The 18,219-nt window shown below is 66.1% G+C and carries 16 protein-coding genes and 3 tRNA genes; 16 read left to right on the top strand and 3 right to left on the bottom strand.

Translation table 11 applies throughout. The features are described 5' to 3' along the window. Positions 1-42 precede the first annotated feature (42 nt). The 13 genes from truA (at position 43) to PKB_RS19020 (ending at position 9,945) form a co-directional block, all read left to right on the top strand. Positions 43-897: a tRNA pseudouridine(38-40) synthase TruA gene (truA, locus tag PKB_RS19075; protein ID WP_043257509.1), complete on the top strand. Its 855-nt coding sequence runs from the start codon at positions 43-45 to the stop codon at positions 895-897. A gap of 57 nt (positions 898-954) precedes the next feature. After that, positions 955-1,587 (top strand): phosphoribosylanthranilate isomerase, encoded by a 633-nt coding sequence (locus PKB_RS19070; RefSeq protein WP_043253554.1) that lies wholly within the window; start codon positions 955-957, stop codon positions 1,585-1,587. 216 nt (positions 1,588-1,803) lie between these two features. Continuing rightward, positions 1,804-2,679 (top strand): acetyl-CoA carboxylase, carboxyltransferase subunit beta, encoded by an 876-nt coding sequence (gene accD / locus PKB_RS19065; protein ID WP_043253553.1) that lies wholly within the window; start codon positions 1,804-1,806, stop codon positions 2,677-2,679. After that, positions 2,676-3,953 carry a bifunctional tetrahydrofolate synthase/dihydrofolate synthase gene (folC, locus tag PKB_RS19060; RefSeq protein WP_043253552.1) on the top strand — a complete coding sequence of 426 codons (1,278 nt, stop codon included), beginning with the start codon at positions 2,676-2,678 and terminating at the stop codon, positions 3,951-3,953. Before accD ends, folC begins: the two co-directional genes overlap by 4 nt. Before the next feature lie 27 nt (positions 3,954-3,980). Beyond that, positions 3,981-4,646: an SPOR domain-containing protein gene (locus PKB_RS19055; protein ID WP_043253551.1), complete on the top strand. Its 666-nt coding sequence runs from the start codon at positions 3,981-3,983 to the stop codon at positions 4,644-4,646. A 92-nt stretch (positions 4,647-4,738) separates the two neighbouring features. Next, positions 4,739-5,281, top strand: a complete 543-nt coding sequence (locus PKB_RS19050; protein WP_156958048.1) for a CvpA family protein — start codon at positions 4,739-4,741, stop codon at positions 5,279-5,281. 102 nt (positions 5,282-5,383) lie between these two features. Further along, on the top strand, positions 5,384-6,034 hold the full coding sequence (locus PKB_RS29250) for an amidophosphoribosyltransferase (RefSeq protein WP_422613515.1): 651 nt from the start codon (positions 5,384-5,386) through the stop codon (positions 6,032-6,034). Next, complete coding sequence (gene purF / locus PKB_RS19045) at positions 5,916-7,421, top strand: amidophosphoribosyltransferase (RefSeq protein WP_043253549.1); 1,506 nt, start codon at positions 5,916-5,918, stop codon at positions 7,419-7,421. The genes PKB_RS29250 and purF overlap by 119 nt, the downstream gene beginning before the upstream one ends. A gap of 13 nt (positions 7,422-7,434) precedes the next feature. Further along, entirely contained in the window at positions 7,435-8,646 is a 1,212-nt protein-coding gene (locus PKB_RS19040; protein WP_043253548.1) for an O-succinylhomoserine sulfhydrylase, read from the top strand. A 14-nt stretch (positions 8,647-8,660) separates the two neighbouring features. Continuing rightward, entirely contained in the window at positions 8,661-9,413 is a 753-nt protein-coding gene (locus PKB_RS19035; RefSeq protein WP_197539284.1) for an SDR family oxidoreductase, read from the top strand. Between the two features lie 171 nt (positions 9,414-9,584). Beyond that, positions 9,585-9,660 (top strand) — tRNA-Val (locus tag PKB_RS19030). Between the two features lie 16 nt (positions 9,661-9,676). Then, positions 9,677-9,753: transfer RNA gene (locus PKB_RS19025), tRNA-Asp, on the top strand. A gap of 115 nt (positions 9,754-9,868) precedes the next feature. Continuing rightward, a tRNA-Asp gene (locus PKB_RS19020) sits at positions 9,869-9,945 on the top strand. Positions 9,946-10,206: 261 nt separating this feature from the next. Here PKB_RS19020 and PKB_RS19015 read toward each other — a convergent pair. Together PKB_RS19015 and PKB_RS19010 are read right to left on the bottom strand one after the other, a co-directional pair. Then, positions 10,207-11,244 (bottom strand): AraC family transcriptional regulator, encoded by a 1,038-nt coding sequence (locus PKB_RS19015; RefSeq protein WP_043253546.1) that lies wholly within the window; start codon positions 11,242-11,244, stop codon positions 10,207-10,209. Between the two features lie 2 nt (positions 11,245-11,246). Then, positions 11,247-12,365, bottom strand: coding sequence for a carbon-nitrogen hydrolase family protein (locus PKB_RS19010; protein WP_043253545.1), 1,119 nt, complete (start codon positions 12,363-12,365; stop codon positions 11,247-11,249). A gap of 196 nt (positions 12,366-12,561) precedes the next feature. On the opposite strand from PKB_RS19010, the gene PKB_RS19005 reads away from it, so the two are divergent. From PKB_RS19005 to PKB_RS18995, 3 genes are all read left to right on the top strand, one after another. Then, on the top strand, positions 12,562-14,595 hold the full coding sequence (locus PKB_RS19005) for an NADPH-dependent 2,4-dienoyl-CoA reductase (protein ID WP_043253544.1): 2,034 nt from the start codon (positions 12,562-12,564) through the stop codon (positions 14,593-14,595). 254 nt (positions 14,596-14,849) lie between these two features. Beyond that, entirely contained in the window at positions 14,850-16,226 is a 1,377-nt protein-coding gene (locus PKB_RS19000) for a hypothetical protein (RefSeq protein WP_043253543.1), read from the top strand. Further along, complete coding sequence (locus tag PKB_RS18995) at positions 16,227-17,171, top strand: 1-aminocyclopropane-1-carboxylate deaminase/D-cysteine desulfhydrase (RefSeq protein ID WP_052355327.1); 945 nt, start codon at positions 16,227-16,229, stop codon at positions 17,169-17,171. A gap of 77 nt (positions 17,172-17,248) precedes the next feature. Here PKB_RS18995 and PKB_RS18990 read toward each other — a convergent pair whose 3' ends face one another. Continuing rightward, on the bottom strand, positions 17,249-18,193 hold the full coding sequence (locus PKB_RS18990; RefSeq protein WP_043253542.1) for a DUF1853 family protein: 945 nt from the start codon (positions 18,191-18,193) through the stop codon (positions 17,249-17,251). Positions 18,194-18,219: the final 26 nt, after the last annotated feature.

Genomic DNA, 18,219 nt, shown 5'->3' with positions numbered 1-18,219 from the left:
AATAGCCGGCTGATTTTTCCGCAAGGCGGATGGATGGTGGTCTTGAACGAATTCGAGAGCGCGGTGGGCGAAGTAGCTGCCGCGGATGTCAGCAGAATCGCCCTGGGCATCGAGTACAAAGGCGCGCGCTACCGTGGCTGGCAGCGCCAGGAGAGCGGCGTGCCTTCGGTCCAGGCTTCTCTGGAGAAGGCGCTGTCCGAGGTGGCGGCCGAGCCCGTCAGCGTGATGTGCGCAGGACGTACCGATGCTTCGGTGCATGGCAGTGGTCAGGTCGTGCATTTCGACACACGTGTAGAGCGGCCCCTGAAGGCCTGGGTGATGGGCGGCAACGCCAACCTGCCGGCCGATATCAGCGTCACCTGGGCGAAGGTCATGCCGGCGCATTTCCACGCGCGCTTCTCTGCCATGGCCCGGCGTTATCGCTACGTCATCTACAACGACCCGATCCGCCCGGCGCACATGGCCGAGGAAGTCACCTGGAATCACCGCCCGCTGGATATCGAGCGCATGCGCGAGGCTGCAACGGCGCTGGTCGGCACCCACGACTTCACCTCCTTCCGCGCGGTGCAGTGCCAGGCCAAGTCACCGGTGAAGACTGTCCATCACCTGCAGGTCCTCGAGCACGGTCGCTTCATCGTGCTGGATGTTCGCGCCAACGCCTTCCTGCATCACATGGTGCGCAATTTCGCCGGCGTGCTGATGACGGTCGGGGCGGGTGAGCGCTCGCCGGAATGGGTGAGCGAGGTGTTGGAAGCGCGCGATCGGCGCGCCGGCGGCGTCACCGCGCACCCGTTCGGGCTCTATCTGGTGCGCGTGGAATACCCCGAGGAATTCGATTTGCCGGAGCGTTACCTGGGGCCGCATTTCCTTTCATCTTTGCCCGATACCCTCGGCTGACGAGGCTGGGGGCTTTTGCTACCATCGTTTGATTGATTTCTGCAAGGATCCTGCATCTTGACCGCTGTTCGCATCAAAATCTGTGGCATTACCCGGGTCGAAGACGCACTTGCGGCGGCCGAGGCCGGTGCCGACGCCATCGGTCTGGTGTTCTACCCGAAGAGCCCGCGCGCGGTCAGCGTGCAGCAGGCGCGGCAGATTCTGGCTGCGTTGCCGCCGTTCGTCAGCAGCGTGGGATTGTTCGTCAACGCCAGCCGCTGCGAACTGGGCGAGATCCTCGATGCCGTGCCGCTGGACATGCTGCAGTTCCACGGCGACGAGAGCGCCGCCGATTGCTCGGGCTACCACAAGCCGTACCTGAAGGCGTTGCGGGTCAAGGCTGGCGACGACATCGCGGCGAAGGCGGCCGAGTATCCAGGTGCCTCCGGTATCCTCCTGGACACCTATGTCGAAGGCGTTCCCGGTGGAACCGGCGCGGCTTTCGACTGGTCCCTGATTCCCGAGCAGATGCCGCGACCGCTGGTATTGGCGGGGGGGCTGACTGCGGAGAACGTTGCCGACGCCATTCGCCAAGTACGTCCCTATGCGGTGGATGTCAGCGGCGGGGTGGAGGCGAGCAAGGGCATCAAGGATGCCGCGAAGATTCGCGCGTTCATCCAGCAATGCCGCCTGGCCGACAGCGAACGCTGAGACATGTGACGGCGGGCGGCCGGGCGCCGTCCACTAGCGAGCCGCTGCATGGCAGCGACGGCCCGAGGGCCGGTTTGGCGAGGCGCAGCCCAGGGCGCGCCGAGATTTCGAGGCACCGTGGCCTGGCCGCGGTTCCAAAAGTGATTTTTTCTGCTCACGGACAAGCGCGAGGCAACAGGCCGCTAAGCGCACTGTCCCCGTATTGGAGAACAGAGCATGAGCAACTGGTTGGTAGACAAGCTGATCCCCTCCATCATGCGTTCCGAGGCTAAGAAGAGCTCGGTTCCGGAAGGCCTGTGGCACAAGTGCCCGTCCTGCGACGCGGTGCTGTATCGCCCGGAGCTGGAGAAGACCCTGGACGTCTGCCCCAAGTGCGACCACCACATGCGTATCGGTGCGCGCACCCGGCTGGACATCTTCCTCGATGCCGAAGGCCGCGAAGAGCTCGGCGCCGACCTCGAGCCGGTGGATCGCCTGAAGTTCCGTGACACCAAGAAGTACAAGGATCGCCTGGTCTCCGCGCAGAAGGACACCGGCGAGAAAGACGCGCTGATCTCCATGAGCGGCAAGCTGCAGGGTATGCCTGTCGTGGCGTGCGCCTTCGAGTTCTCCTTCATGGGGGGCTCCATGGGTTCCATCGTTGGCGAGCGCTTCGTACGTGCGGCCAACGTCGCCCTGGAAAAGCGTTGCCCGATGATCTGCTTCTCCGCCTCGGGCGGTGCGCGCATGCAGGAAGCGCTGATCTCGCTGATGCAGATGGCCAAGACTTCCGCGGCGCTGGCACGTCTGCGCGAGGAAGGCATTCCCTTCATCTCCGTGCTGACCGACCCGGTTTACGGTGGTGTTTCTGCCAGCCTGGCGATGCTGGGTGACGTCATCGTCGGCGAGCCCAAGGCGCTGGTCGGCTTCGCCGGTCCGCGCGTGATCGAGCAGACCGTGCGCGAGAAGCTGCCGGAAGGCTTCCAGCGCAGCGAGTTCCTGCTGGCCCACGGTGCCATCGACATGATCGTGCACCGCTCGGAAATGCGTTCGCGCCTGGCCAGTCTGCTGGCCAAGTTCACCAACACCCCCAGCGCCGCCCTCGCAGGATGAGTCAGCGTTCCCTCGCCGACTGGCTCGGCTACCTCGAACAGCTCCACCCCAGCGCAATCGACATGGGGCTGGAGCGCTCCCGCGAGGTGGCTGTCCGCCTCGGCCTGGGACGCCCTGCGCCGCGGGTGATCACGGTCACCGGCACCAACGGCAAGGGTTCTACCTGTGCCTTCCTCGCCGAACTGCTCGGCGACCAGGGCTTGAAGGTCGGCGTCTACAGCTCGCCGCACCTGCTGCGTTACAACGAACGCGTGCAGATCGAGGGTCGCGAGGCTTCCGATGAGGCGCTCTGTGAAGCCTTCGCGGCCGTCGAGGCTGCGCGTGGCGAAATCTCCCTGACCTACTTCGAGATGGGCACCCTTGCGGCCTTCTGGCTGTTCGAGCGCGCTGCGCTGGACGCGGTGGTTCTGGAAGTGGGCCTCGGCGGCCGACTCGATGCAGTCAATCTGATCGATGCCGATGTCGCGGTGGTCACCAGCATTGGCGTCGACCATGCCGAATGGCTGGGCGATACCCGTGAAAGCGTGGCCTTCGAGAAGGCGGGCATCTTCCGCGCCGGCAAGCCTGCCGTGTGCGGTGATCTTGAGCCGCCGCAACCCCTGCTGGATCAGGCTCGCGCCCTGGGTGCGCCGCTGCTGCTGCGCGGTCGCGATTTCGACCTGGCGATTGGCGAGCACGACTGGCATTGGCACGGCCGCGGCGCTGATCGCACGCCGCTACGCCTGCATCACCTGAGCCTGCTCGACCTGCCCATGGAAAACGCCGCGCTGGCCCTGCAGGTCTACGCCTTGCTTGAACTGCCGTGGCAACCCGAGCGGTTGCTGGCTGCGCTGCTGCGTACTCGCGTGACCGGGCGTCTGGATAGTCGCGTGGCGAACTGGAAGGGTGAGCCGCGTCATCTTCTGCTGGATGTCGGCCACAACCCGCATGCTGCCGAATACCTCGCGCGCCGACTGGCCACGCGGCCGCTCAGCGGTCGGCGCCTGGCGGTTTTCGGCCTGCTGGCGGACAAGGATCTGGGCGGAGTGCTGGAACCCTTGCTCGGCTTGGTGCAGGATTGGGCGGTCGCGCCCTTGCCGACGCCGCGTTCGCGGCCGGCAGAGGAGCTGCAATCGGCATTGTCTGCGCGGGGGGCGCAGGTCAGTGTGCATGCCGACATCGCAGCCGCGCTCGAGGTGCAATGCGCCAAGGCAACGGCGGATGACGAAATCCTGGTATTCGGTTCCTTCTACAGCGTGGCGGATGCCCTGGGCTGGTTGGACGACCAGGCCTGATAAGTAGTCAAGAAAGGGGGAGTGGCAATGGCAATGCTGGATAAGGGGCTCAAGCAGCGGATCGTCGGTGCGCTGGTGTTGCTGGCGCTGGCGGTGATCTTCCTGCCGATGCTGTTCAGCCGCCAGGACGAGATGCGCCAGGTGGTGGTCGACGCCCCGAGCATGCCCAAGGCGCCGGAAATGCCGGCGGTGGCCGTCCAGCCGACCGCGGTTCCCGAACCCCAGGCCGTCGATGCCGAAGCGGCCCAGCCGCAGGCTCCGGCCACCGAGCAGGCGCCGGCCCAAGCCGCCTTGCCGGTGCCCAGCGCGCCCGTCGCTCAGCCCAGCGCACCTATCGCCACCTTGCCGCAGGCGCCTGCGCCGCAACAGGTCGCTCCGGCACCGCGCCCGGCGGCGCCGGTCCAGCAGCAGGCAGCTGCGCCGGCCCCGGCTCAGCACCTGGATGGCGACAACCTGCCGGTGAGCTGGTCGGTGCAACTGGCCAGCCTGTCCAATCGCGCGCGCGCCGAAGAATTGCAGAAAACCTTGCGCAGCCAGGGCTACAACGCCTACGTGCGCAGCGCCGACGGCATGAACCGGGTGTTCGTCGGTCCGTTGGTCGAGCGCGCCGAGGCGGATCGCCTGAAAGAGCAGTTGAGCAAGCAGCAGAAACTCAATGGATTCGTGGTGCGCTTCCAGCCGGAGCGCGGCTGATCACCGATAAATGGCTCCCGTTGCATCGGGGGCTCCGCTAAACCCTAGGGCTCTGCTAAAATGCGGGGCCTTTTTCGTTTCTGGGCCGCAACGTGGCATTTACCTGGGTCGATTGGACGATGATCGGCATCATCGTCGTTTCCAGCCTGATCAGTCTGAGCCGAGGCTTCGTCAAGGAAGCCCTGTCCCTGCTCACCTGGATTGTCGCGGGCGCGGTCGCGTGGATGTTCGGCGGTGCGCTCGCCGAACACCTGGCTCCCTACATCCAACTGCCGTCGGGCCGCGTGATCGCGGCGTGCGCGCTGCTGTTCCTCGCCACTCTGATGCTGGGGGCGCTGGTCAATTACCTCATCAGCGAACTGGTCCGGGTCACCGGCATGTCCGGCACCGATCGGGTGCTCGGCATGGCCTTCGGCGGCGCCCGTGGCGTGTTGCTGGTGGTGCTGCTGGTCGGTCTGCTGAGCCTCGCGCCTGTCCAGCAGGACCCATGGTGGCAGCAGTCGGTGTTGCTGCCGCATTTCCTGCTGGTGGCCGACTGGTCGAAGAACATCGTTCTCAAATTCGCCGGGCAATGGTTCGCCAGTGGTCATCTGGCCCCGCCCGTCGGCATGGGGAGCTTGATCCCCGGCCAGTGATGGCAGGGGTGGGCGGCGAGGTCGCCGCCCGGAGCCGGTCCCGCGGGTCCGGCAACAACGGAATTCTGTTTAGCCTGAAACACCAACTAGGGGTTGCGTCGCATGTGTGGCATCGTCGGTATCGTGGGCAAGTCGAACGTCAATCAGTCGTTGTACGACGCACTCACCGTTCTCCAGCATCGCGGCCAGGACGCTGCCGGCATCGTTACCTGTCAGGATGACCGGCTGTACCTGCGCAAGGACAACGGCCTGGTCCGTGACGTCTTCCAGCAGCGTCACATGCAGCGCCTGGTAGGCAAGGTCGGCATCGGCCATGTGCGCTACCCGACCGCTGGCAGCTCCAGCTCGGCCGAGGCCCAGCCGTTCTACGTCAACTCGCCCTACGGCATCACCCTGGCGCACAACGGCAACCTGACCAACGTCGAGCAGCTGTCGCGCGAGATCTACGAGTCCGACCTGCGCCACGTCAACACCAACTCCGACTCGGAAGTGCTGCTGAACGTCTTCGCCCACGAGCTGGCGGTGCGTAACAAGCTGCAGCCCACCGAGAAAGCCGTCTTCGCCGCCGTTGCCGGCGTGCACGCCCGCTGCGTCGGTCTGTTTAGCCTGAAACACCAACTAGGGGTTGCGTCGCATGTGTGGCATCGTCGGTATCGTGGGCAAGTCGAACGTCAATCAGTCGTTGTACGACGCACTCACCGTTCTCCAGCATCGCGGCCAGGACGCTGCCGGCATCGTTACCTGTCAGGATGACCGGCTGTACCTGCGCAAGGACAACGGCCTGGTCCGTGACGTCTTCCAGCAGCGTCACATGCAGCGCCTGGTAGGCAAGGTCGGCATCGGCCATGTGCGCTACCCGACCGCTGGCAGCTCCAGCTCGGCCGAGGCCCAGCCGTTCTACGTCAACTCGCCCTACGGCATCACCCTGGCGCACAACGGCAACCTGACCAACGTCGAGCAGCTGTCGCGCGAGATCTACGAGTCCGACCTGCGCCACGTCAACACCAACTCCGACTCGGAAGTGCTGCTGAACGTCTTCGCCCACGAGCTGGCGGTGCGTAACAAGCTGCAGCCCACCGAGGAAGACGTCTTCGCCGCCGTTGCCGGCGTGCACGCCCGCTGCGTCGGCGGCTACGCCGTGGTGGCGATGATCACCGGTTACGGCATCGTCGGTTTCCGCGATCCGAACGCGATCCGCCCGATCGTCTACGGCCAGCGCCACACCGAGAACGGCGTCGAGTACATGATCGCCTCGGAAAGCGTGGCCCTGGACGTCCTCGGCTTCACCCTGATCCGCGACCTGGCTCCGGGCGAAGCGGTGTACATCACCGAGGAAGGCAAGCTGTTCACCCGCCAGTGCGCGGCCAACCCGAAATACGCGCCGTGCATCTTCGAGCACGTCTACCTGGCCCGTCCGGATTCGATCATGGATGGCATCTCGGTCTACAAGGCGCGCCTGCGCATGGGCGAGAAGCTGGCCGAGAAGATCCTCCGCGAGCGTCCGGACCACGACATCGACGTGGTCATTCCGATTCCGGACACCAGCCGCACCTCCGCGCTGGAACTGGCCAACCGCCTGGGCGTGAAGTTCCGCGAAGGCTTCGTGAAGAACCGCTACATCGGCCGGACCTTCATCATGCCGGGCCAGGCCGCGCGCAAGAAATCCGTGCGCCAGAAGCTCAACGCCATCGAGCTGGAATTCCGCGGCAAGAACGTGATGCTGGTCGACGACTCCATCGTCCGCGGCACCACCAGCAAGCAGATCATCCAGATGGCCCGCGAGGCCGGCGCGAAGAAGGTCTACTTCTGCTCCGCCGCCCCGGCGGTGCGCTACCCCAACGTCTACGGCATCGACATGCCGAGCGCCCACGAACTGATCGCCCATGATCGCAGCACCGAGGAAGTCGCCGAGCTGCTCGGCACCGACTGGCTGGGCTACCAGGACCTGCCGGACCTGATCGATGCGGTCGGCGGCGGCAAGATCAAGATCGAGCACTTCGACTGCGCGGTGTTCGACGGCAACTACGTGACCGGTGACGTCAACGAGGCCTACCTGAACAAGATCGAGCAGGCGCGCAACGACGCCAGCAAGGTCAAGGCTCAGGCGGTCAGCGCCATCATCGACCTGTACAACGACTGAGGGAGGCCAGGGCATGGCAAGGGAATGGGAAGCCGGTCGCCTCGATAGCGACCTGGACGATGCAGCCTTCGACACCCTGGCGGTACGCGCCGGGCAGCAGCGCACTCCGGAAGGGGAACACGGCGAAGCCCTGTTCCCTACCTCCAGCTATGTGTTCCGCAGCGCCGCCGACGCCGCCGCGCGTTTCGCCGGCGAAGTGCCGGGCAACGTCTACTCGCGCTACACCAACCCGACCGTTCGCACCTTCGAGGAGCGCATCGCCGCCCTTGAAGGCGCCGAGCAGGCGGTCGCCACTTCCACCGGCATGTCGGCCATCCTCTCGCTGGTGATGACCCATTGCAGCGCCGGCGACCACGTGCTGGTCTCGCGCAGCGTGTTCGGCTCGACCATCAGCCTGTTCGAGAAGTACTTCAAGCGCTTCGGCGTGGAAGTCGATTACCCGCCGCTGAGCGACCTCAAGGCCTGGGAAGCGGCGATCAAGCCCAACACCAAGCTGCTCTTCGTCGAGTCGCCGTCCAACCCGCTGGCCGAGCTGGTGGACATCGCCGCGCTGGCCGAAATCGCCCACGCCAAGGGCGCTCTGCTGGCTGTGGACAACTGCTTCTGCACCCCGGCGCTGCAGCAGCCGCTGAAGCTCGGTGCGGACGTGGTGATCCACTCGGCGACCAAGTACATCGACGGCCAGGGGCGCACCATGGGCGGCGTGGTTGCTGGCAGCCGCAAGCTGATGGAAGGCGTTGTCGGCTTCCTCCGCACGGCCGGCCCGACCCTCAGCCCGTTCAATGCCTGGATATTCCTCAAGGGCTTGGAAACCCTGCGCGTGCGCATGCAGGCGCATTGCGCCAGCGCCCAGGCGGTGGCCGAGTGGCTGGAGCAGCAGGCGGGCATCGAGCATGTCTACTACTCGGGCCTCGCCAGCCACCCGCAGCACGAGCTGGCCAAGCGGCAGCAGAAGGGCTTCGGCGCGGTAGTCAGCTTCGAGGTGAAGGGCGACAAGGCCGCAGCCTGGCGCTTCATCGATGCCACCCGGATGATCTCCATCACCACCAACCTGGGTGACACCAAGACCACCATCGCCCACCCGGCGACCACCTCCCACGGCCGCCTGTCGCCGCAGGAGCGTTCGAACGCCGGCATCCGCGACAACCTGATCCGCGTCGCGGTCGGTCTGGAAGACCTGGAAGACATCAAGAAGGACCTGGCACGAGGCCTGGCGGCACTGTGAGCGATCTCGCAACCATCATTGGCAACGGCAAGGTCGCGCTGGTAACCGGCGCAGCGCGGGGCATCGGCCTGGGCATCTGCGCCTGGCTGATCGCCGAGGGCTGGCAGGTGGTGCTGGTCGACCAGGACCGCGAACGCGGCTCGAAGGTTGCCGAGGCCCTGGGCGACAAGGCCTGGTTCATTGGCCTCGACGTATCCCAGGAAAGCCAGGTGGCGCAGGCCGTGGCGGAAGTGCTCGGCCAGTTCGGCCGGCTCGACGCGGTGGTCTGCAATGCCGCCATCGCGCGCCCGGGCGTAACGCCGCTGGAAAGCCTCACGCTGAACGAGTGGAACCGCACCCTGGCGGTCAACCTCAGCGGGCCCATGTTGCTGGCCAAGCACTGTGCGCCGTATCTGCGCGCGCACCAGGGCAGCATCGTCAATATCGCCTCGACTCGTGCGCACCAGTCCGAACGCAGTTCGGAGGCCTACGCGGCGAGCAAGGGTGGTCTATTGGCACTGACCCACGCATTGGCCGTGAGCCTTGGTCCGGAGATTCGCGTCAACGCGGTCAGCCCGGGCTGGATCGACGCACGCGACCCGAGCGAGCGCGCAGCTGTGCCGCTCACCGAGCTGGATCACGACCAGCATCCGGTCGGGCGCGTTGGCACTGTGGAGGATGTAGCCTCGCTGGTGTCCTGGTTGTTGGGCGAGAACGCCGGCTTCGTCACCGGGCAGGAGTTCGTCGTCGACGGCGGCATGACACGCAAGATGATCTACCTCGACTGAGGTCGAGGTGATGGTGAAGGAGGGCGGCCCAAGGGTCGCCCTTTTTCTTTTCCGCTGCGCTGCTTTTGCTTTGGTGGAAAAATCGCCAATCGCAGTTTTTTCAAAAAAAATTCAATCATGGCATTGACTTAGGATCTGCCGTCGGTAGAATGCGCCCCACTTCGAGACGAAGGGTGATTAGCTCAGCTGGGAGAGCATCTGCCTTACAAGCAGAGGGTCGGCGGTTCGATCCCGTCATCACCCACCAATCTCGCAAGTTACGCGCAGCGGTAGTTCAGTCGGTTAGAATACCGGCCTGTCACGCCGGGGGTCGCGGGTTCGAGTCCCGTCCGCTGCGCCATCTTCCCCCTCCTGGAGTTCACTGCCCCGAACTCAAGCAACGTTGAGTGAAAGCTCCGTGGCAACAGGAAGTTGGAAGGCTGCAACACCCTTTGGACGTCATGTCCAGCCGACGCGCAGCGGTAGTTCAGTCGGTTAGAATACCGGCCTGTCACGCCGGGGGTCGCGGGTTCGAGTCCCGTCCGCTGCGCCATATTCGAAGCCCTCAGGTAGAAATACCTGGGGGCTTTTTCATTGGCCCCGGAAAAATCCTTTCGTCTTGCCTGCGGGAGAGTGCGTCTTCCTGTCACATGATCGTTACCGAAGCTGTCTAGGCTTTTAGCCGATGCTCTGCTAAAACCGGATCAAACGGTCAGGAGAATCGGAAATGGACGACTATCAGGAAGAACTGCTCGAAGAACACCGCGCCGAAGCGGATGCGCCGGAGCCGGCCGACGACGCCACCGAGATGTGATCAGGCGCCCTGGCGCTGGGAGCGCCGGTACTCGCCCGGCGGCAGTCCGCTCCAGCGCTTGAAGGCGCGCTGGAAAGCCTCGGCCGAAGCGAAGCCAAGCAGGTAGGCGATCTCGCCGAAGGCCAGGTCGGTGTCGCGGATGTAAATCATCGCCAGGTCGCGGCGAGTCTCGTTGAGCAGGGTGCGGAACTGCGTGCCCTCTTCGGCCAACTTGCGACGCAATGTCCAGGTCGGCAGCTTGAGTCGCGCGGCGACTTCCTCCAGGTCCGGCTCGCGGCCATTCAGCAGCGGCCCCAGCAGTTGCACCACGCGTTCGCGAAGGGTGCGTGTGCGGGTCAGCTGGTCGAGCTCCTTCTCGCAGATTTCCAGCATTTGCCGCCAGGTGCTCGGGCAATGCTCGCGGTTGCCCAGTGCCAGCGTCGGCTGGTCGAGGCGTAGCCGGTTGGCGCCGGCGGAAAACTCCACCGGGCAGCCAAAGAACTCCTCGTAGCGCGCAGCGTACTCGGGCGCTGGGTATTCGATTTCCACCTTCTGCGCACGTACGGACTGGCCGGCGACGTGGCTCAGGTAGCTGAGCCAGCCGGCTAGCACCGAATCCACCACGAAGCGGTTGTAGGCGTTGTAGGGGCTGATCGAGTAGAAGCTCAGCCAGGCGCCGCCGGAATCTTCGTGCAGGCTGGAGCGGCCGCGATAGTTCTGCGCATAGAGCGGCTCGAAGTGGATCAGGGCGCGGCTGGCGGCACGCAGGTCGGGCGCCAGGGCGGCGGTTACGCCAGCCAGGCCGACTTGCTGGATGCGGCTGAACTGGCCCATGCGCAGCCCTAGCGCGGGGTCGCCGCTGAGCTGGATGGCGGCGTGGCCCAAGCGCATGTAGCGTGGAATCGACAGGCGTCCGCCGGGCTCGGCGAAGCGCGCGGCATCAAGGCCGTATTGTTCGAGCAGTGCCTGGGGTTGCAGGCCGCAGTCGCGCAAGGCGTCGGCCAGGCCATGGACGAAGCCCACGGACAGGTCGCCGAGGCGCATGCCGCTTGGCTTCATGCTCACAGCCACAGGTTGATCAGGCGCGCGCCCGGGCCGTCTTCGGCCAGTTGGTGCGAGCTGCCGCCGACCACCATGCCGGGGCCGGAGCTGCCCAGGTCCCAGAGCTGGCCGCGGAGGAATACCGTGATGCCGGCATGGGCGCCGCTGGTGCCGAGGCGGCCGGGCAGGGACAGACGCTCCCAGGCCTCGCCTTCGCTGAGCTCGCCGGGCTTGAGCTGCACGTCGGCGGGTGTCGCCGCGCCGTTGTAGCCGTGCCACGGCTGGCGCCACTGATCGTTGCCGGAAAGGAAGGCCGGCACCGCGATCAGCTCTACCTTGGAAGTGGCGAGCACCGCGTAGTTGATCGGATACCAGCTGTCGGCGCAGATCAGCACGCCGAGGCGACCGGCAGGGGTTTCCAGTACTTGCAGGTTGTCGCTGTGGCCGGCGCGGATGAAGCCTTTCTCGGAGTCGATAGGGTAGACCTTGCGCTGTGGCTCGCCGAGGGGCTGGCCGTCGGCGCCGAACACCAGGCTGACGTTGTACAGGCGGCCGTTGCCGGTGCGCAGCACGCCGTCCTCGACCCAGGGGTTGGGCAGGACGATGGAGCCGGCCACCAGGGTCACGCCGAATTCCCGGGCGAGGCTGCCGAAGATGCTCTGGTAGTCGTGCGCCATGTCCACCGCCTTCATGCGGAACAGGGCGTCGGCGAGGCGGTCCTGGCCCTTGGCGGAGAGCCAGCCGCGCGCCACCTTCAGCGGGTTGCTGATGGCCATCCAGCGCATGGCGTCGTTCAGGTTCGTGGCGCTGTAGACCTCGGGCTTCTCGCCGGCGGCGACCAGCCAGGTGCCGATGTGCTCGGGAAACACCACCACGGTGCGCGGGCCGAGCAGGTTCGCTTCGCGGGCCTTCTGCAGATAGGCGGCGAGTTTCAGGCGCAGGCGCGCGGCGCTCTGGTAGTCGCCGTTGAAGAGTTCGGGCTGGATGCCCAGCAGGTTGCCGCGTTCGGAGGGTGCGCCGACGTTCAGCACCACCTGGCTGCGCAGGTCGGAAAGGTAGTGGCCGACCGGACGCCGTTCGGCCCAGCCGGCGTAACCGGCGAAGAGGGTGATCAGGACGAGGAAGATCAGCTTGCGCATGCGTTGCTCCGGGACTGTCCGTCAGGGTAGGGGAGACGCCGGCACTTGCCAAGTCGGGGTGTCATCTAGGATCAGTAACTTGTCATTTTCGATCATTGAGTGGGGCTCGGGTGCTGCTTAGAGTCTGCCGCATACCGACCGTGGCCCGTCCGAGGCTCCGGCATCCGTGAATCGCCATGCCTGTTGTGGAGGATCTATGACCGCCCTTTACCCGCACCTGCTCGCCCCCCTGGACCTGGGTTTCACCACCCTGCGCAACCGCACCCTGATGGGCTCGATGCACACCGGCCTGGAAGAGCGCCCGAACGGCTTCGAGCGCATGGCGGCGTACTTCGCCGAGCGCGCCCGCGGCGGCGTTGGCCTGATGGTCACCGGCGGCATCGGTCCGAACGAGGAAGGTGGCGTCTACGCTGGCGCGGCCAAGCTGACCACTCGCGAGGAAGCCGAGAAGCACAAGGTCGTCACCCAGGCGGTGCATGAAGCGGGCGGCAAGATCTGCATGCAGATCCTCCACGCCGGTCGTTATGCCTACAGCCCGAAATCCGTCGCGCCTTCGGCCATCCAGGCGCCGATCAACCCCTTCAAGCCGCGCGAGCTGGACGAGGAGGGCATCGAGAAGCAGATCCAGGACTTCGTCACCTGCTCGTCCCTGGCCCAGGAGGCCGGCTACGACGGCGTCGAGATCATGGGTTCGGAAGGCTACTTCATCAACCAGTTCCTGGTCGCCCACACCAACCAGCGCACCGATCGCTGGGGTGGCAGTTACGAGAACCGCATGCGCCTGCCGGTGGCGATTGTCCGCCGCGTGCGTGAGGCCGTCGGCCCGAACTTCATCATCATCTATCGCCTGTCGATGCTCGACCTGGTCGAGGGCGGCAGCACCTGGGACGAGATCGTCCTGCTGGCCAAGGCCATCGAGAAGGCCGGCGCCACCCTCATCAACACCGGTATCGGCTGGCACGAAGCGCGCATCCCGACCATCGCCACCAAGGTGCCGCGCGCGGCCTTTACCAAGGTCACCGCCAAGTTGCGCGGCGAGGTGGGCATCCCGCTGATCACCACCAACCGCATCAACACCCCGGAAGTGGCCGAGCAGGTGCTGGCCGAGGGCGACGCCGACATGGTTTCCATGGCCCGTCCGTTCCTCGCCGATCCGGACTTCGTCAACAAGGCCGCCGAAGGCCGCGCCGACGAGATCAACACCTGCATCGGCTGCAACCAGGCGTGCCTGGACCACACCTTCGGCGGCAAGCTCACCAGCTGCCTGGTGAACCCGCGTGCCTGCCACGAGACCGAGCTGAACTACATCCCGACCACCCAGGTGAAGAAGATCGCCGTGGTCGGCGCCGGCCCGGCCGGCCTGGCCGCTGCCACCGTGGCTGCCGAGCGTGGCCATGCCGTGACCCTGTTCGACGCTGCCGGCGAGATCGGCGGGCAGTTCAACGTGGCCAAGCGTGTGCCGGGCAAGGAAGAGTTCTACGAGACCCTGCGCTACTTCAAGCGCAAGCTGGAAACCACCGGCGTCGACGTGCGCCTGAACACCCGCGTGTCGGCGGACGACCTGGCCAAGGGCGGCTTCGACGAGATCATCCTGGCCACCGGCATCGTCCCGCGTACCCCGGCGATCCCCGGCATCGATAACGCCAAGGTGATCAGCTACCTGGACGCCATCCTCGAACGCAAGCCGGTCGGGCAGAAGGTCGCGGTGATCGGCGCCGGCGGCATCGGTTTCGACGTCTCCGAGTTCATCACCCACGGCAGCGAATCCACCAGCCTGGATCGCCACGCCTTCTGGAAGGAGTGGGGCATCGACGAGGGCCTGGAAGCCCGCGGCGGCATCGCCGGCATCAAGCCGCAGCCGCACGCCGCGGCGCGCCAGGTATTCCTGCTGCAGCGCAAGAAGTCCAAGGTCGGCGACGGCCTGGGCAAGACCACCGGCTGGATCCACCGCACCGGCCTGAAGAACAAGCAGGTGCAGATGCTCAACAGCGTCGAATACCTGAAGGTCGACGATGCCGGCCTCCACATCAGCGTCGCCGGTGGCGAAGCGCAGGTGCTGCCGGTGGATACCGTGATCGTCTGCGCCGGCCAGGAGCCGCTGCGCGAGCTGCATGACGGCCTGGTCGCCGCCGGGCAGAGCGTGCACCTGATCGGTGGCGCCGACGTTGCTGCCGAGCTGGATGCCAAGCGCGCCATCAACCAGGGCTCGCGCCTGGCGGCCGAGCTCTGATTCCGGAGGGGCGAGGGCTGCGGCCCTCGTCCCGGGGGTTGGCGGCCGCCGCATGAGCGAAGCGGCGACCGCTTCACACTTTTGGTCGTGTCGTACATCCCCTTCCTACTGCCGGCGGGTCGAGTGCCAACCCAGTCACATTGCCGGCCGCCGTATTTCCCCTAGACTTGCCTCCAGCCGGGCTCCAGCCCCCTGTCAGACGCCGCCGCAAGGCGTCCTCCACTGCGTTCTCCGTACTGGCCAGAGGTCCATGCATGAGCATTCAGAAGAAGCCGCAAATGGTAGAGGCCGTGGTCTTCTTCAATGATCACGGGGTCTGCAAGCAAATGCTCTACCCGGAGTTCGAGGCTCTGCTGGACAACGTGGTGCACATCCCCGAATACGCCGACCAGCAGATGCGCCTGGCCTACGTGTTGATCAACCCGCGCCTGCTGGTCAAGGCCACCGTGTTCTTCTACCTGGACTTCGACGAGAAGGGCGAGGCCGACCGGGGCTGGAACCTGCCGCTGCGCAAGCTCGCCGAGCGCGCCGGGCGCGGGCCGGACATGGGCGCAGGGCCGATCCGCCTGGCCTGCCGCAGCCAATGCCCGGTGTCCTGGCACCAGATGCACCTGTGGGACCCGAGCCTGGTAGCGGGCAGCAACCACCTGGTGATGATGCGCGACGCCATCAAGCGCAACCAGCTCGGCATCCTGGCCGAGGAGGAGCCGGCCGTGGTGGCGCCGGAGCGCCTGCAGATGGCCGCCGAGCACCAGTGGTACGCCCCGGCCGAAGCGGCTCGCGAGGAGGCCGAGAAGCTGGCCCAGGCGATGCTCGAGGAACACCAGCAGAAGACCGCCGAGTTGCTCAGCCAGCAGGAGTCGCGGCTGTCCAGCCTCAGCCAGCAGCACCAGGACGAGGTCCAGCGCCTGCGCCTGAGCGCCGAGGAGCAATTGCAGGTCCTGCAGGCCGAGCTTTCGGCGCTGCGCCTGGGACTTTCGCGTGAAGAAGAGATCAATGCGGAGCTGCGCAAGGAGCTCGACGAGCGCCTCAGCGGCTTCCAGCGTGGGCGCGAAGAGCTCACTGCGCAGCTACGCAGTATCGAGCAACAAGGTCGCGCCGAGCTGGACGAACTGCGTGCCCAGTTCGCGGCCGAAGCCGATGCCAAGGTCGCGTCGGTCACTGCGCACTACAAGGAGCAGTTGGCCATTCGCGATGCCGAGCTGAGCTATCGCAACGAGCTGGACAAACAGCTGCAGCGGGATAACGAGTCACTGCGCCAGGAGCTTGCCGCGCAGGCCGCCAAGGCAGATGACAACGCGGCGCTGGCGCGCCTCTCCGAGCTGGGCGTGATCTTCGTCGTCTACCATCCCGGCGCCGGGCACCTGACCATTGCGCTGCAGGACATCGCCCGCTACCAGGAAAATCCCATGGCCTACGCCGCGGCCAAGTGCTTCGTCTCGGAAAGCCAGTACTGCCAGTGGCTGGCCCACTACCAGCAACCGACCTGCGACGGTCGGCTGTCCAACGGCGAGCGCTGTGCATTGCCGATCGACCGCGTGGATACCCCCGGGCGCTTCGTCGAAGGCGAAAGCAACTGCTGCAGCCGGCACAAGAATGTCGGTCGTCTGCGCGGAGTGACTTCGCGGTAGATGGCTGGCCTGCTGTTCCCCGACTGGCGGCCGCGTCCGCCGCTGCACCCCGTTCATCTGGACTGGCTCGAAGGCGCGGGCGTCGAGCTGGCGCTTCTGCGTCTGGATCAAGTCGATGCGCTGGTTTCGGGCAACAAGTGGTTCAAGCTCGCGCCCTATCTGCGTCAGGCAGCCGAGCAGGGCCTGTCCGGATTGATGAGCCTGGGCGGCGCCCATTCCAATCATTTGCACGCGCTGGCAGCCGCCGGTGCGCGATTCGGCTTCGAAACGGTCGGCCTGCTGCGCGGTAACGAGCAGGACACCCCGACCGTGCGCGACCTGCGCGAGTTCGGCATCCAACTGCACTGGCTCGGTTACGCCGGCTATCGCGAACGTCATGCCGAGGGCTTCTGGCTGCCTTGGCGGGAGCGCTATCCGCAGCTGCTGCCAGTAGACGAAGGCGGGGGCGGGCTGCCCGGTGCGCTGGGATGTGCCGATCTGCTGACTGCGCTGCGCGAGCAGCTGTCGGAGCTGGGCTGGCCCGATTACGACCAGCTTTGGGCAGCGTGCGGCACTGGCACCACCTTGGCCGGGCTGGTGTTGGGCGAGGCGGGTGCGCATCCCGTCGTCGGTGCGCTCGCGGTGCCGCCTGGGCATGGCGTCGAGGCCATGCTGCCGCGGCTGCTGACGGAGTCCGGGCACGGCGATATCGGCTACCGGTTGCTGGATGCCAGTCGTGGTGGGTTCGGCAAGGTCGATGCGCCTCTGGCGCGCTTCATGGCTGACTTCGAGAAAGGCTGCGGCGTGCCGCTGGACCCTCTCTACACAGGCAAGCTGCTGCTTGCGCTGCATGACGAAGTTGTCGCCGGGCGGGTGCCGCGAGGCAGTCGCCTGATCGCCGTGCACAGCGGCGGCTTGCAGGGGCGGCGCGCCATGGAAGAACGTCTGCGACCACTGCTTTCGTAGGAGCGAGCTTGCTCGCGAACGATGTGCCTGCGGCGGCGCTTCGCGAGCAAACTCGCTCCTACAACGCAATGGCAGCGTTAGCGGTTGTAGCCGTTGTGCACCCTGGGCCACTCGTCGCCTACGAGGAACAACCGTTCCGCCTCGTGCCAGACACCCGCGCGTTCCTCCAGGCGCACCAGCAGCTGCGGGAAGGCATCCTCCGCGAGCGTTTCCAGCCAGGCGTCGAAGGCTGACTCCGACCAGCAATCCGCCGCTTCCTTGCGCGCCGGCGCCAGCCATTCGGTGCGGGGCAGGGGTTGCCAGCGGCCGCTGCCCTGGGCGCGATACAGCGGCCAGTTTCGGCGATGCAGCCAGCTGCCGCGCAGGTGCTCCGGGTTGGCGCCGTCCGGCTCGTCGCATTCGCCGGGCCAGGGATAGAAAAGGTAGCCGCCGAGCCAGAGGGCGGACTGCACCGGCTCCGGGCTCAAGGTGCGCACCACGGCCCGTCCCTGCTCGCTGGAAGACAACGGCAACTGGTGCTCGTAGAGGTGCCGCAGCTTGTTGGACAGGCGGTCTTCCGCGCCCGGGCCGAGCCATTCGTGCGGCCCTTGGCGTGCCGGTCCGAGGTAGAGCTTGATGGCCAGCTCCAGGTGGTGCAGGCCGTCGTCGTCCTGCAGCAGCAGGTCCAGCTCGCCCAGGGTGTGGCCGTCGTCACGCACCGCCAGGTTGGCGCCGAGCAGGCGCAGGTCCGGCGCTTGCTCCAGGGCGAATTGCCAGAGCCGCTCGTAGTAACGGCCCAGGCGCTGTTGCGGAGCGGCCTGCAGCTGGTTGACCAATGCTTCGGGCGCGCGATCCTGCTGGCGCAGCCAGTCGGCCAGGTGTTGCGGCTGGGCCAGCCAGCGACTGGCCGCCAGCGGATGGCGCTGCGGGCGATCGGTCCGGGCCAGCAGGGGCGGGGAGAGGAGTGTCCAGGCAAGGTCGCGAACCTGCGGGTGGCGCAGTTCCGCGAGCAATTCGTCAAGCAGGTCGGTGGTCGAGGTCATCTGTGCAGCCTAGCCCCTGGGTGCAG

This window comes from Pseudomonas knackmussii B13 (assembly GCF_000689415.1).
Lineage (GTDB): Bacteria > Pseudomonadota > Gammaproteobacteria > Pseudomonadales > Pseudomonadaceae > Pseudomonas > Pseudomonas knackmussii.
This window is presented reverse-complemented; position numbering and strand designations above follow the sequence as displayed.

What these genes read in the sequence shown, in the direction of transcription:
- PKB_RS19015 (WP_043253546.1), bottom strand. Translation starts at nt 11,244, where the DNA reads ATGAAGCCAAGCGGCATGCGCCTCGGCGACCTGTCCGTGGGCTTCGTC.
- PKB_RS19010 (WP_043253545.1), bottom strand. Translation starts at nt 12,365, where the DNA reads ATGCGCAAGCTGATCTTCCTCGTCCTGATCACCCTCTTCGCCGGTTAC.
- PKB_RS19040 (WP_043253548.1), top strand. Translation starts at nt 7,435, where the DNA reads ATGGCAAGGGAATGGGAAGCCGGTCGCCTCGATAGCGACCTGGACGAT.
- PKB_RS19000 (WP_043253543.1), top strand. Translation starts at nt 14,850, where the DNA reads ATGAGCATTCAGAAGAAGCCGCAAATGGTAGAGGCCGTGGTCTTCTTC.
- PKB_RS18990 (WP_043253542.1), bottom strand. Translation starts at nt 18,193, where the DNA reads ATGACCTCGACCACCGACCTGCTTGACGAATTGCTCGCGGAACTGCGC.
- PKB_RS18995 (WP_052355327.1), top strand. Translation starts at nt 16,227, where the DNA reads ATGGCTGGCCTGCTGTTCCCCGACTGGCGGCCGCGTCCGCCGCTGCAC.
- purF (WP_043253549.1), top strand. Translation starts at nt 5,916, where the DNA reads ATGTGTGGCATCGTCGGTATCGTGGGCAAGTCGAACGTCAATCAGTCG.
- PKB_RS29250 (WP_422613515.1), top strand. Translation starts at nt 5,384, where the DNA reads ATGTGTGGCATCGTCGGTATCGTGGGCAAGTCGAACGTCAATCAGTCG.
- PKB_RS19005 (WP_043253544.1), top strand. Translation starts at nt 12,562, where the DNA reads ATGACCGCCCTTTACCCGCACCTGCTCGCCCCCCTGGACCTGGGTTTC.
- folC (WP_043253552.1), top strand. Translation starts at nt 2,676, where the DNA reads ATGAGTCAGCGTTCCCTCGCCGACTGGCTCGGCTACCTCGAACAGCTC.
- PKB_RS19055 (WP_043253551.1), top strand. Translation starts at nt 3,981, where the DNA reads ATGGCAATGCTGGATAAGGGGCTCAAGCAGCGGATCGTCGGTGCGCTG.
- accD (WP_043253553.1), top strand. Translation starts at nt 1,804, where the DNA reads ATGAGCAACTGGTTGGTAGACAAGCTGATCCCCTCCATCATGCGTTCC.